General features: G+C 40.3%; 8 protein-coding genes. All 8 read left to right on the forward strand.

Going from position 1 to position 15,056, the window contains the following annotated elements; genetic code table 11:
• Positions 1–31 precede the first annotated feature (31 nt).
• The 8 genes from EZ456_RS15590 (at position 32) to kduI (ending at position 15,043) form a co-directional block, all read left to right on the forward strand.
• Complete coding sequence (locus EZ456_RS15590) at positions 32–1,714, forward strand: RagB/SusD family nutrient uptake outer membrane protein (protein WP_131531677.1); 1,683 nt, start codon at positions 32–34, stop codon at positions 1,712–1,714.
• Between the two features lie 41 nt (positions 1,715–1,755).
• Positions 1,756–4,866 (forward strand): SusC/RagA family TonB-linked outer membrane protein, encoded by a 3,111-nt coding sequence (locus EZ456_RS15595; RefSeq protein WP_131531679.1) that lies wholly within the window; start codon positions 1,756–1,758, stop codon positions 4,864–4,866.
• Between the two features lie 98 nt (positions 4,867–4,964).
• Positions 4,965–6,707, forward strand: a complete 1,743-nt coding sequence (locus EZ456_RS15600; protein ID WP_131531681.1) for a RagB/SusD family nutrient uptake outer membrane protein — start codon at positions 4,965–4,967, stop codon at positions 6,705–6,707.
• A 126-nt stretch (positions 6,708–6,833) separates the two neighbouring features.
• Entirely contained in the window at positions 6,834–9,128 is a 2,295-nt protein-coding gene (locus EZ456_RS15605) for a glycosyl hydrolase family 95 catalytic domain-containing protein (RefSeq protein ID WP_131531683.1), read from the forward strand.
• 68 nt (positions 9,129–9,196) lie between these two features.
• Complete coding sequence (locus tag EZ456_RS15610) at positions 9,197–11,248, forward strand: polysaccharide lyase family 8 super-sandwich domain-containing protein (RefSeq protein ID WP_165501344.1); 2,052 nt, start codon at positions 9,197–9,199, stop codon at positions 11,246–11,248.
• Between the two features lie 20 nt (positions 11,249–11,268).
• Positions 11,269–12,453 (forward strand): glycoside hydrolase family 88 protein, encoded by a 1,185-nt coding sequence (locus EZ456_RS15615; protein ID WP_165501345.1) that lies wholly within the window; start codon positions 11,269–11,271, stop codon positions 12,451–12,453.
• Between the two features lie 440 nt (positions 12,454–12,893).
• Complete coding sequence (locus tag EZ456_RS15620) at positions 12,894–14,117, forward strand: DUF2264 domain-containing protein (protein ID WP_131531687.1); 1,224 nt, start codon at positions 12,894–12,896, stop codon at positions 14,115–14,117.
• Positions 14,118–14,203: 86 nt separating this feature from the next.
• Entirely contained in the window at positions 14,204–15,043 is an 840-nt protein-coding gene (gene kduI / locus EZ456_RS15625; protein ID WP_131531689.1) for a 5-dehydro-4-deoxy-D-glucuronate isomerase, read from the forward strand.
• Positions 15,044–15,056: the final 13 nt, after the last annotated feature.

The following is a 15,056-nucleotide window of genomic DNA, read 5'->3' on the forward strand; positions in this document are numbered from 1 at the left end:
TCATCACCATTAAAAAACAAATTAGAAACAGATGAAAATTAAGATAAAAGAAATAGTTGGTGTTTTAACCATTACCATCATTGGTTTTTCGGCATGTAAAAAGCCACTATACGAAACAGAGCCAACCAGTCAGGATATTACTTACGTTTTCGACAAAACAGACTCGCTGGGCATACAGGCCAAAACGTTTTTGGCAGATATTTATTCCTATCTACCAAATGGATACAATAGAATTGGCAATGATGTATTAGATGCAGCCTCTGATGATGCGATTAGTTCATCACCAGCAAGCACCATCGAGTATTTTGTTAACGGCCGTATTTCTGCGGTAGCTACTGTAGATAACTCTTGGGACAATAATTACAAAACCATCAGAAAGGCCAATATATTCCTGGCCAATATTGATGTGGTGCCTTTAAATCAAAAAGGATTAAAAGTGTACTGGAAATCAGAAGCCAGAATACTTAGGGCAATTGCCTATTTCGAACTGATTAAACGTTTTGGTGGAGTACCGTTACTTGGCGATAGGGTTTTGGGGTTGGATGATAATATTCAATTACCTAGAAATACCTATGCTGAATGCCTTAAATATGTGGTTGATGAATGTGATGCTTTAAAGGCTATCGCCAGACCCGATAACACGCTGGCTGCTGATGAAGATTATGGAAGGGTTACCCAGGGTGTGGCACTTGCCTTAAAAGCAAGGATTTTATTATACGATGCCAGTCCATTAAACAATCCAACCAACGATTTAGCCAAATGGGCTTCGGCAGCACAAGCTGCTAAAGATGTAATGAGCCTGAATATATTTTCATTAACTGCGGCTTATACTTCAGTTTTTAACACGCGAAAAAATAGCGAGGTTATTCTTGCCTATCAACGAGCGGTAACTTTCGATTTGGAGACCAGGAATGCACCAGTAGGATATACTGCTACCAATGCATCTGGTTCTGGTTACACTAGTCCTACTCAAGAACTGGTTGATGCCTTTGATATGAGCAACGGAAGAGCAATTAGCGATCCGGCCTCGGGTTACAATGCTGCAGACCCTTACACGGGCAGAGATCCACGGTTTTACAGAACTATTTTTCACAACAACGCAAAATGGTTAAATAGAATAATTCAAACTTATGACGGCGGTTTAGATAGACCAGGAAGTGCCGTAAATGTACAAACCCGGACCGGTTATTACATGCGTAAATTTTTGAACGAAACTTTTGAAAGTGCCACTGTTTACAGTAACCAAACACACAATTTCCCGATTTTCAGGTATGCAGAAATTCTGCTCAATTATGCCGAAGCCATGAACGAAGCGGCAGATAATGCCATAAACAGAACAGAAGCTTTTAACCAGTTGAAAGCGTTAAGGTTAAGGGCTGGTATTGCGATAGGCAGCACAGTAGGGTATCAACATGGATTAAAAACTACAATGACTCAAGCTGAAATGAGAGAGGCCATCAGGCACGAACGTAGGGTAGAAATGGCTTTCGAAGAGCAACGTTTTTGGGATATACGCAGGTGGAAAATAGCTGGAACTGTGTTGAATGGCACTTTGCATGGCATGCAGATTATCAAAAATGCAAATGGCACATTCTCTTACACCCAAACAAATGCCCTAAATGTATCGTTCGATGCTTCTAAAATGTATCGTTATCCAATTGCAGCCAGTGAGGTGAACAAGAACAGAAACTTAACGCAAAACCCAGGCTGGTAATTGGAGATTTTAAAAAATGTTAAATGATAACCATACCTATTATGCAAAAAATATTATATAAATTATTAATCCTTTTTATCCTTTTGCCCGGCATTTCTTTGGCGCAAACGGTTATTAGAGGAACTGTAGTCGATAATTCGGGCCCCTTACCTGGTGCTACAATTGTAGAAAAGGGTTTAACCAACAATGGAGCGGTAAGCGATGGTGAAGGTAAATTTCAATTCACTTTAAAAGGAACCTCAAAAACGCTTATTGTCAAATCAATCGGTTATTTAACCCAGGAGGTTAATGTAGCTGGAAAAACAGTAGTATCCATCAATTTAAAGGCCGATACTAAAGGCTTGGACGAAGTTTTGGTTGTAGGTTTTGGTAAGCAAAAGAAAATTACCAATACCGGGGCTATCAGTTCTATTTCGGCATCAGAAATTAAACAAAATCCAAGTGCGAGTATCCAGAATACCCTTGCAGGTCGCTTACCAGGTTTCACCTCACAGCAGAGAAGTGGTCAGCCAGGGGCAGATGGCGCAGCTTTCTTTATCCGCGGTGTAAGTACTTATGCAGGTAGTACCTCTCCTTTAATTATTGTTGATGATGTGGAATATGATTATAACCAGGTTTCCGATATCGACCCCAATGAAGTAGAAACTGTTTCTATTTTAAAAGATGCTTCGACCACGGCTGTTTACGGTATTAAAGGTGCTAACGGGGTGTTGGTAATCACTACTAAAAGAGGATTAGCAGGTAAACCACGAATTAATTTAAAATCAGAGGCTGGTTACCAGATGGATGTAAACACCCCTGAATTCTTAAATTCTTATGAGGCTAAATTATTGAACAATGAGGCACTAAGGAATTCGGGCGATTTAACCAATAAAGCTTACGCTACTGATGCAGATCTGGCAGCATACCGAGACCATACCGATCCATATGGCCACCCTGATATTGATTGGTGGAAAACCATTTTTAAACCAGGTGCCATGATCACCAGGCAGAACCTCGATTTCCAGGGTGGTACAGAAAGTGTAAAATACTTTGTATCGGCAGGTTATTTATGGCAGAACGGTAATGTAAGAGATTTTAGTTCGGATAACGGTGTAAACAGTAATTTCTATTACAAACGTTATAATTTTAGATCGAACTTAGATATTCAGGCAACCAAAACCTTAAGTATCCGCTTAGATTTAACCGGCCGTTTTGGCGAAACCAACCAGCCTTTTAATTCACAACAAGGTAATGCCTATTATGCAAACGGAAATGGTATTGTTGGCGAAATTTACAGCGGTGGTTATTTACCACCCTGGGCTTTCCCAGTTACCAACCCAAATGGCTCGTACCCATACAATCCTTTATTAACCAATGCAAATACCAGTATTATTGGTCGTTTAGCAGAGTCAGGATATTCGAGAACTTTTGATAATGACCTGAATATTGTTTCGAGCGCCAGCCAGAAGTTAGATTTTATTACACCTGGTTTAGCAGCAAAAGTATTATTATCGTATGCAAGTGCCCAAAGTTATAGTGTAAGTGCAAGCAGGACCGCTTTACCTTATTATCTGTATAATTCAGCTACAGGTCTTTATTTGCCATTAAATGCTACACAATACCGTACGCCACCATTTTCGGCAGGATATAGCAATACCAGTATTTTCCGTACCCTAAGTACGCAATCATCTTTAAACTACGATCGTAATTTTGGCGATCACCGTGTATATGGCTTGGTTTTGTATAACGATAACCGTGTAATTAATTCAACTACAACAGCTGATGCCAATCAAGGGCCAGGTGTGCCAACAGTAATTACAGGAACAACGCTTAGGGGGGGATACGATTACAAAAACAAATATCTGATTGAGTTTAATGCCGCCTACAATGGTACCGACCGTTTTACGGGTTCTAAAACCAAAGGTTGGTTCCCTGCTGCATCAATAGGCTGGAATATTTCTGAAGAGAAATTTTTCTCGGATAATATCAAGTTTATAGATCTATTTAAAATCAGGGCATCATATGGTATGGTGGGATCAGATGATATTGGCGGTGCTAAAAAATACCTTCAGCTTTATACACAAGGTTCTGGTTCTTACAACTTTGGCACATCGCCTACTTCATACAACGGTATTACCGAAGGTAGCCTAGGTAACCTGGATGTAACCTGGGAGAAAGAAAAGAAACTGGATGTGGGTATTGACCTGAACATGTTTAAAGGTAAACTAAAAATTACTGCCGATTATTTCAACAACGACAGGTACGATATTTTAACCACCAGACAAAGTGTTCCCTTTACCATTGGGGTAGGTTTACCACCGGTTAACCTGGGTAAAGTAAACAACAGAGGTTTTGATGGAGAGGTAAGCTACAACGAAAAAATTAACGATTTCTCGGCAGGGGTAAGGTTAACTTTCTCTTATGCCAAGAATAAAATCCTATATCAGGATGAAGCTCAGCCTGCTTATCCTTGGTTAGCGGCAACGGGCAAACCGATTGGTCAGTATTTTGGATGGCACTTTTTAGGTTTTTATACTGCAGCAGAAATTGCAGATCCGAATGTGGCCAAACCAACAACAGCTGTAGGACCTGGTGATATGAAATATCAGGATCTGAATGGCGATAAAATTATTGATGATACCGATAAAGGAGTAATTGGCAAACCAAATCTGCCAAACACTACCTATGGTGCAAACTTTAATTTCGGGTATAAAAACTTTTACCTGAATGTATTTTTTCAAGGCTCATATGGTTATAGTACCCGTTTCCACTCAGAAACTATTACACCAGGAAACTCGAACTATCAGCCGATACATTTGCAACGCTGGACACCAGAAACAGCTGCTACAGCTATCTTTCCACGATTGGGTGGTAATGCAGTAACCAACTTTCCAAATGCCACAAACAATTTCTCTGATTTTTGGACGAGAGACAATTATTATGTGCGTTTAAAAACGGCAGAAATCAGTTATCTGTTTCCAAATGCATTGGCTAAAAAACTACGCCTTTCGGCAATAAGGGTATATGCCAATGGTAACAACCTGCTTACTTGGACCAATGTAACCGACCTTTACCAGGTAGATCCCGAAAATGGAAACAGTACCACAACGGTAATCAGTGTTTACCCAACCCAGCGCATTTATAATCTTGGATTAAATGTTACATTTTAATTAAAATGATCATGAAACCATCATGGGCATGCTGTTTAAAAATAGTGATGAATATGCCCATGATAGCTTCATCACCTATAAAATAAATCATTATACAGATGAAAAAGAAAATTTCTATCATAGCCTTATTTGTTCTTGTAATAATCAGCTTTTCCTGTAAAAAAGGAGGCTTATTGGATGAGAGCACATTAACTACCCTAAACGAGGAAACCACCTTTGCAGATAGTATCAATACCCAGTCGTTTTTAACACGTATTTATCAGCAGGTTGGCTTTCAGTATGATATTCAATACTTTGACGCCGGTGGGCATGCGGGTGCGGCCGACGAAGGTGTTGCAGGCCGTTACAACGGTACCCAAAATTCGGCAGTGGTTATTGCCTTTGGTCTGGTTTCTAAAAGCACAACCAATAGCGATTTTATTAGCATGTGGTCGGTTCCTTATCAGAATATCAGAAGGGTAAATGTACTTCTTCAGAATATTGGTGGGGCGCCATTAAGTGCAGCAACCAAAAAAGGCATGATTGCCGAAGCCAGATATTTAAGAGCCTGGTATTATTTCCTGTTGATCAGGGCTTTTGGAGGTGTTCCATTACTGGGCGATAAAGTTTATGATATTACCGAGGATTTTAACTTAAAGAGATCTACCTATCAGGAGTGTGTAAATTATATTGTTTCAGAATGCGAAGCTGCAAAAGCAGATTTACCAACCAATGCAACCATTCTGCCCCAAAATTATGGTCGCATTACCCAGGGAACTTGTATGGGTTTAAAATCGCGTGTTTTATTATATGCCGCAAGTCCGTTATTTAATGGTGGTCAACTAGCTACATCAGGCGAAGTACGTGAGCTAACAGGTTATGCTACTTACGATAAAGAACGCTGGAAAAAAGCTGCCGATGCTGCATTAGATATTATCAATACCGGTAACTATTCTTTATATGTAGATAACGGGTTGCCAAGCGGTACAACCAATAGAAACGGATATGGTTTTTATAAGGTTTTTCAGATGCGGGTAAACAGCGAATACTTGTTTGCGGCAATGAGGGGGGCACAACGAGAGTTTGAAACTTTTTTACTGCCACAGAGCAGATCTGGTGGTTATGCCTTCACGGTAAGCCAGCAAACGGTAGATAAGTTTCCGATGATTAATGGAAAAGCCATTAATGAAACAGGTTCTTTATACGATCCGGCCAATCCTTACGCCAACCGCGATCCCCGTTTTGCCAATTCTGTAATTTATAATGGTGCCCCATGGATTTTGAGTGGGAATAATAACGCACCGGTAAATACTTTTGTAGGTTCCGGTACAACAGATGCTGTAAGTGGGCCGCTTGGATTTAATACAGGCTATTTTCCGCGTAAATATCTTTTAGAAAACTCTACAGGGAATGGTGAGCGGTGCTGGGGGCTAATTCGATATGCCGAAATTTTATTGAATTATGCTGAAGCATTGAACGAATATAGCGGACCAGTACCTGAAGTGTATGCCCAACTAAGAAAAATTAGAGAGCGTGCTGGTATTACCGCAGGCACAGATGGTAATTATGGAATTAAGGCCAATGCAACACAAGATGAAATGCGGACCATTATTCAAAAAGAACGTGATATAGAATTGTTTATGGAAGAACACCGCATGTGGGATGCCAGAAGATGGAAAACAGCTGCGGTTGATTTTGAAAAACCAATACGAGGCGTTAAGATTACCAAAACAGGCAATACCTATAGTTACGAATATGTAGATGTCCGTGAACATCATTTTCCAGCCAACTATGGTTTATTCCCGATGCTGGCTTCAGAAATAGCAAAAAATACAGCATTGATCCAAAATCCCGGCTGGTAAAAAGTAAAGAAACAGCAGATCGATCTAAAAAAAATGGTTAGTACATCGTTAGTTTGGGGCCACCTTGCCCAGCTTGGTGGCTTTTTTAAATGTTAAAATTTATTATTGAAGCGTATTAAATAGAAAATGCCGTTTAACAAATTAAAATATACCCGCAGCCTGCTGAAAGTATACCTCCCGGTATCCTTGTTACTATTGCCGTTCATTACCTGTGTGGCACAAATACCAGCGGATGAAGTAAATTGGCCTGTTTTTATGGCCAGGCAAAATTTAAAGTGGGATAATCTTGGTAAAGATTATTACAGTGGTATTATCCTGGGTAACGGGCTGCTCGGTACCAATATTTATAAAGAAAACGACAGTTTAATCCGTTTCGATATCGGCAGGAGCGATGTAGTAGATCACCGTGAGAAACTAATGCCTAGTGCTGGTAAATTATATTCGCAATCGCGTTTGCCAATTGGTTATTTTACGCTTAAAACCGAGGGTAAAATAACAGGCGCCAAAATAGCGCTTGATATTTACAATGCCGAAGCCAAAGGCCGCATATTTACTACACAGGGAACAATCCTGTTTACTGCCTTTGTTGCGGCCAATCAAAATGTAATTAGCATTTCGGTTAACACAACGCAGAAGGAAAAAGTTTCAACCTGGAAATGGAACCCTGGTAAAAGCATCAGCCCGAGGTATCTCCAAGCCTACCCGACAGATAAGCCTGCAAACTATCCTGAAAACCCTCCTGTAAAAATTACTACTATAAACGGTTATACCTTTTGTAATCAACCCTTACTCAATAATGGTGGTTACACCACAGCTTATAAAATTAATGGCAATGCCAGTTCAGGCAAACTGCTTGTAAGCGTGGGGTACGATGGGTATAATAATCTCGATGAAACGAAGGAAGCCTTAAATAACCTTAAAAACTTTAACTCCGATACAGAAAGTATTGCTGCGCACCGCAATTGGTGGCACCACTATTATCAGCAGAGTTTTATTGCCTTGCCCGATAAACGCATGGAAAACTTTTATTGGATACAGCTTTATAAACTCGCTTCTATTACCCGCGCAGGTAAACCCATTGCCGACTTAATGGGCCCCTGGACAACTGCTACACCCTGGCCAGCCATTTGGTGGAATTTAAATACCCAGCTTACTTATTCTCCAATTTTTACGGCTAATCATTTAGAATTAGGCGAATCGCTTTTTAAGTCTTTAAATGTTCATCAGCAAAATTTAATCAATAATGTTCCAGCACAATGGCGTAACGATGCTGCTGCCATTGGAAGGAGCTCTTCTTACGATCTGGTAAGTCCAATTACTGAAGCAGAGATCAACAAGGGGACATTTGAGCCAGCAAACCTCACCTGGATGTTATATTATTATTACCAATATTATAGCTATACCAAAGATGAGCAAACCCTCAACGCTAAAATTTACCCTTTATTAAAAAGATCGGCAAATTTTTTAATCCATCAACTTAAGCAGGATGAGAAGGGGATTTATCATTTTCCGATGTCTCATTCTCCGGAATATAAAAATGCAGAGGATGCAAATTACACCTTGTCGAGTTTAAGCTGGGCATTGCAAACTTTAATTAAGGTAAATAAAACGCAGCAATTGAAAGATGCCGATGCCGATAAATGGAGCTTGATATTGAAAAACCTGGCACCTTTTCCCGTTGGCGATACTGGGTTTTTGATCGGTAAAGACGTGCCATTAAATAGCTCGCACAGGCATTATTCACATTTGCTGATGATTTATCCATATAATCTGGTGAATTGGGAACAGCCAGAAAATAAGGGGCTGATCAGCTTATCTTTAAAAAACTGGCTCTCCTATAAAAATGCGCTGGCAGGCTTTTCTTTTAGTGGAGCTGCTTCTATTTACGCAGGTATGGGCGATGGCGATATGGCTTACCAATGGTTAAACGAATTGTTTGATCGTTTTATGCAGGCCAATACCCTATACCGCGAATCAGGGCCGGTGATAGAAACCCCTTTAGCCGCCGCCACTTCTATCCAGGAAATGCTGATCCAAAGCTGGGGAGACAAAATCAGGATTTTTCCTGCCATTCCATCTAGCTGGAAAAACGTTTCGTTTAAACACCTTAGAGCAGAAGGAGCTTTTTTGGTCAGTGCCGATATGCAAAATGGGGAGACAAAAAATATTAAAATAAACTGTTTAAAGGGCGGGGCCTTAAGGTTAGTGAGCAACATGGATAAATTTTCTATCCGATCGAATAAGCGTAGTAAAATAGATTATCAGCAATATAAAGAAGGCGAAAAAATCAAAATTGAAATTAAAAAAACCATAAGTGGAGAAACCATACAGCTCGTTTCTACAAGCTTTGAAGAAAAACAGGCGCCAGGTTTTCCTTATAGTCAATATCAAAACTGGTTTTGGGGCTTAAATAAAAAATAAAGATGTTTGGCGTAAATAAAAAAACAAACTACAAAATAAAGGTGTACCAAAGGGTTAGACTTGGATTCATGGCAGGATGCCTACTGCTGATGAATATATCAGCGCAAGCGCAAAACGAACCTTTTAATACCATTCTGCAACGTATTAATAAAGATTTGCAGACTTTTGTTAAAGATAAACCATTGGCTGACGAGGTTACCCAGCACCTTAAAAATCTAAATGCCGATGGCAGTTGGCGAGATATTAATTATGCTGATGCACAGTATGATCCCTTAAAGCGGATCAAAGATATGGCAACCGTTTATATCCGCCCATCGAATAGGCTTTATAACAATAACGAGCTATATGCAGCTATTGTTAAGTCTTTACAGAACTGGTTGGATAAGAACCCAAAGAATAAGAACTGGTGGTACAATGATATTTTTTATCCGCAGGCTATTGGAGAAACGCTAATATTAATGCGAAGCGCCAAAATAGGGCTTCCTGCAGCGCTGGAAAATGCTTTGATTACAAGGATGATCAGAAGGTTAAAAACAGGAGATGGTGCCAATACTTCAGATGAAGCCTTACATTACCTATACAGGGCCTGTTTAACCAAAAACAAAGCAACCTTAGATTCGGCTGCTAAATATTTATTCGAACCTATTGCCATAACCGACGGAAAAGAAGGTGTTCAGGTTGATGGCAGTTATTATCAGCACGGAAAACAGCAGGCCATTGCCAGTTATGGAAGGGTGTTTGCCGGAAATTCGGTTAGTGCGGCTTTCTATTTAAGAGAAACTGAATATGCCTTGCCGAAGGATCAATTGGCTATTTTGGTCGATTATCTTAAAAATACTTTCTTAAAAACCATAAGAGGATCGTTTTACGATTTTAATGTACGTGGCCGCGGTATCAGCCGTAAAGATTCTTTAAGCAGTGGCATGGGCGGTATGGTAAGCAAAATAAAACGCTTCGACCCTGAAAATGCGGCTTATTGGGATGCTTCAACATTAAGAACATCGGGTAAAGAGCCTGCCAGTTATGCTGTTACGCATAGCCACAACCAATATTGGAAAAGTGGCTATACCCTGCACCTTCGCCCTGCATATACCTTTAGTGTGCAAACAGCATCCACTCGAACCTTACGTACAGAGCGCGGCAACAACGAAAACATATTGGGGAAATTTCTTCCCGATGGTGCAACCAATATCCAGCGCAGTGGATCGGAATACGCCAACCTGATGCCGGTATGGGAATGGGATAAAATTCCTGGAACAACCAGCAGGGATTATGCCGATGATAATGGCGCAACCATTAAAAGTGATTGGGGAATTCCGGGTACAACCAAATTTGTTGGGGGAGTTAGCGATGGCATTTATGGTGTTTCGTGTTATGATTTAAATTACGACAGCGTTCAGGCAAAAAAGGCCTGGTTCTTTTTTGATAAAGAAGTAGTTTGTTTAGGTGCAGGTATTAACAGCAGTGCAAAGGAAAATATCACCACAACAATCAATCAGGCCTGGTTCAGGGGCAATGTGACTTCTTCAAATGGCGCCCAGGCCAATGGTAAAAGCGAGCTCTGGGCAGTTCACGACAGTATTGGCTATATTTTTCCCCAGGGTGGAAATTTAGAAATCAGCAACAAAGCACAAACCGGGAACTGGTACCGAATCAATCATTTTCAGAGCAAAACCGAACTGAAACACAACGTATTTAAAATCTGGTTAAATCATGGCAAAAATCCTCAGCATGCCAGCTATCAATATCTAGTTGTGCCGGGAGTTGATGTTGTAGGCTTAAAAAAATACGACCGATCGATGATACAGATATTGAAAAACACTGATGAACTGCAGGCTGTAAAACATATTGGACTGGACATGCTGCAAGCGGTTTTTTATAAAGCAGGAACACTGGCTGCTGGTGGCTTATCGCTTCAGGTAGATCAGCCGTGTACGGTTTACATTAAAGATTTAAACGGTAAAAGCCCTACGCTGTATATCGCAGATCCAGCACAAGAAAATGCAAGCATCAAGGTTTTGCTAAAGTTGCCAGGATTATCGAAATCAAAAAGTATAGATTGTAATCTGCCAACCGGTGCCTTTGCGGGTGCAACGGCAAATTTTAAAATTAAAGAATAATACACACAGACTATTAAATTATGAAAAAAATCAATTTCGCTGTAGCATTGCTGATGCTTGGTAGTTCAGTTTCATTTGCGCAGACCGAGAAAAAGCCGATGGCTCAGTTAATTAACGATGAGTTTAAATTCGCCGCCGACCAATATAAAGTACTCGCTAAAAATATCCCTGAAGGGAAAACACCTCAGAGTTTCGAAAAAGGAAAATCCGTAAATTACGACATCAAATGGTGGTGTAGCGGTTTTTATTCAGGCAGTTTGTGGTATATATATGAACAAACCAAAGATCAAAACATTAAACGAGAGGCAGAGGCGGCCTTAAAAGTAATAGAACCGAACCAAACTTACACCGGAAACCACGATTTAGGTTTTATGATGTACTGCAGTTTTGGGAATGCCTATCGTTTAACAGGCAAAGCAGAATACAAAGCGGTAATTCAACGTTCGGCAGAATCTTTAGCTACGCGTTACCGTCCGGTTGTAAAATCTATCCAATCGTGGAACAAGAGCAAATTATGGGAATGCCCTGTAATTATTGATAATATGATGAACCTTGAAATGATGAACTGGGTAAGTGATAATGGCGGAGATAAAAAATATAAAGAAATTTCAGTTATACATGCCAATACAGCTCTAAAAAACCATTTCCGCCCAGATTACAGTTCTTTCCACGTAGTAGATTATAATCCTCAAACCGGAGCAGTAATTAGGAAAGCAACATGGCAGGGCGCAGCAAACTGTTCGGCATGGTCGCGTGGGCAGGGCTGGGCTTTGTATGGCTATACCATGATGTACCGTTTTACTAAAGATCCGGTTTATTTAAAACAGGCCAAAGGTATTGCACACTTTATACTGAACCATCCAAATTTACCTGCCGATAAAATTCCTTTCTGGGATTTCGATGCACAGGGTATTCCTTTTGCCAAACGCGATGCTTCTGCAGGCGCATTAATGGCTTCGGCATTGTTAGAGCTGGGGCAATACACTTCAGGGAGCGAAAAAACTGAATTTAAATCTGCCGCTGAAACCATGATCTATTCGCTTTCGAGCAGTGCTTATCATGCCAAATTGGGCGAAAATGGTGGCTTTTTGTTAATGCACAGTACAGGCGCTTACCCATTGAACAGTGAAATTGATGTACCTTTAATTTATGCCGATTATTATTATTTGGAAGCATTGGCCAGATATAAAAAATGGTATTTATAGAAAACTATTAAACGTGAGATTTAGGTGCTATTTAGAAGTAGCCAAAACTCACATTTAATTTAAGTTTTTATTTGGAAATGAGGGTTCAGTAATGCTTCGGTAACAGCAGTCCCGTTATTCGCTTTATCCCGATAGAAACCTGTGAAACAAGCAAGCACACCAAAATACAACAAAAAGCTGTGCTTAAATCGGGATGCACGCTACTACCGGGTTTATGAACAGCGGTTTGTGAAAAAGCTGCTAAGATTAATGTTTGCTGGTTAAATACCCAACCTTTAATAGTTTTACGTACCGTGCCACCTAGACCCGATTGAAGTGGACATCCTGATCCTTCATCGGGATAAAACGGAAAGCGGGAAGAAACCTGAATAATTGTACAGGATTTGCTCTCCAAATAATTTAATTTAACACTGAGCTTTAACACTCACATTATAAAGAAAATGAAATATAAACTGATTTTTTCTGCCCTGCTAATTTTTTGTCAGTTGGCAAATGCACAAAAGAAACCTACAACCGGTGCCGAAGACCGGGCTTTTTGGGTTAAAACCTTAAACCGCATCGCCTACCCCGTAATCCACAACCTGGCTAATGAAACTTTAAAAAAGAACATGCCATTAGAAAAAGCACCTGGCTATGGTTTAAGTGCGGCTAAAGTTACGTATCTCGAAGCATTAGGCCGCACCATTGCAGGTGTTGCACCTTGGTTGGCCTTGCCTGATGACGATTCTGCAGAAGGTAAACTTAGAAAAACCATGCGTACCGAGCTTTTAAAAGGTTTGGCCAATTCGGTAAATCCCGAGAGTCCGGATTATATTAGTTACCGCTCAGAAAGTCAGCCCATTGTTGATGCTGCTTACGTTGCACATGCCTTTCTTCGTGCACCAAAAGCACTATGGGAACCACTTGATGAACTCACCAAAAAGAGATTTATAGAAGAGTTTAAATCGTTGCGTACCCGTAGTGGTGCTTATAATAACTGGCTTTTGTTTTCGGGTTTAACCGAAGGTTTTTTATTAAGCATCGGCGAGCAGTATGATCCTGCCCGTGTTCAGTTCTCGATCAATAAAATGAAAGAATGGTATGTGGGTGATAGCTGGTATAGTGATGGCGAAAAATTTAGCATGGATTATTATAACTCTTATGTAATCCACCCCATGCTTGTTGATCTTTTAAAAGTATTGGTTGATAAGAAAAAAGCAGCTCAGGCCGATTATGATGTAGCCTTAAAAAGAATGGTACGCTATTCTGAATATTTAGAAAGAATTATCTCGCCAGAAGGTACTTATCCTGCTTATGGTCGATCGATCACTTACCGTACGGCAGCCTTTCAGGCATTGGCCCAAACGGCCTTAATGGAAAAACTGCCCGAATATGTAAAACCAGCGCAAGTTCGTGGTGGCTTAACTGCGGTAATGCATAAACTATACGACGGAAACCAGAATTTTGATGATAATGGATGGTTGGTATTAGGCTTTAACGGCCGTCAGCCAGAAGTGGCTGATACCTATACTTCTACCGGGAGTTTATACATGGCCACGCTAGGCTTTTTAACCTTGGGTTTACCTGCCGATAATAAATTTTGGACAGATGCTCCTGAACCCTGGACCAGTTTAAAGGCCTGGAGTGGAGAAACCATAAAAAAGGATTATAAAGTTGAGTATTAATACAAATAATAAGTAAGGTATAAATATATTTGCGGATAGGATCTGATATCAGTTCAGGTCTTATTGCAAAACTCAATTTTTAACCAATGAACAAATTCGAAAGCCGTTACGCTCAAAGCCCTAAAGAAGTTAAACAAATGGATACCGCAACTTTGCGGGATAATTTCTTGATCGAAAACGTATTTGAGGCAAACCAGGTAAACCTAACCTTATCTCATTTTGACAGGTATATTGTTGGCGGTGCAATGCCTGTTGATCAGAAAATAGCACTTCCAAATCCTGATGATTTAAAAGCAAATTACTTTTTAGAGCGTAGGGAACTGGGTATTATCAATGTTGGCGGAAAGGCAATTGTTACTGCCGACGGCGAAAAATACGAATTGGATTATAAAGAAGCATTGTATATTGGTAAAGGCACAAAAGAAGTGTTTTTTGAATCTGCTACCCCAGGCGAAGCGGCTAAATTATACATCAATTCTGCCCCCGCACACCATACATATCCAAGCAAAAAGGTAAGCAAAGCGGAAGCAGAAATCGTAGAATTGGGTACGCCTGAAACCGCTAATCACAGAATAATCAATAAGTTATTGGTGAACAGTGTTTTACCAACTTGCCAGTTACAAATGGGTATGACCGAGTTAAAATCGGGCAGTGTTTGGAATACCATGCCTGCGCATACCCACGATAGAAGGATGGAAGCTTATTTCTACTTCGAAGTTCCGAAAGGACAGAGTGTTTGTCATTTTATGGGCCAACCACAAGAAACCCGTCACATTTGGATGCAGAGCGATCAGGCGGTAATTTCGCCAAACTGGTCTATCCACTCAGGCGCAGGTACAAGCAATTATACCTTTATTTGGGGGATGGCAGGTGAAAATCTTGATTATGGCGATATGGACCATTGCGCTATTACCGAACTGAGATAAATTTACGCTCGTC

The organism is Pedobacter psychrodurus, assembly GCF_004331735.1.
Taxonomy (GTDB): Bacteria; Bacteroidota; Bacteroidia; order Sphingobacteriales; family Sphingobacteriaceae; genus Pedobacter; species Pedobacter psychrodurus.

Bases quoted from the DNA above. Each gene is read 5' to 3' on its own strand.
- EZ456_RS15590 (WP_131531677.1), top strand. From the start codon at position 32: ATGAAAATTAAGATAAAAGAAATAGTTGGTGTTTTAACCATTACCATC.
- EZ456_RS15595 (WP_131531679.1), top strand. From the start codon at position 1,756: ATGCAAAAAATATTATATAAATTATTAATCCTTTTTATCCTTTTGCCC.
- EZ456_RS15600 (WP_131531681.1), top strand. From the start codon at position 4,965: ATGAAAAAGAAAATTTCTATCATAGCCTTATTTGTTCTTGTAATAATC.
- EZ456_RS15605 (WP_131531683.1), top strand. From the start codon at position 6,834: ATGCCGTTTAACAAATTAAAATATACCCGCAGCCTGCTGAAAGTATAC.
- EZ456_RS15610 (WP_165501344.1), top strand. From the start codon at position 9,197: ATGGCAGGATGCCTACTGCTGATGAATATATCAGCGCAAGCGCAAAAC.
- EZ456_RS15615 (WP_165501345.1), top strand. From the start codon at position 11,269: ATGAAAAAAATCAATTTCGCTGTAGCATTGCTGATGCTTGGTAGTTCA.
- EZ456_RS15620 (WP_131531687.1), top strand. From the start codon at position 12,894: ATGAAATATAAACTGATTTTTTCTGCCCTGCTAATTTTTTGTCAGTTG.
- kduI (WP_131531689.1), top strand. From the start codon at position 14,204: ATGAACAAATTCGAAAGCCGTTACGCTCAAAGCCCTAAAGAAGTTAAA.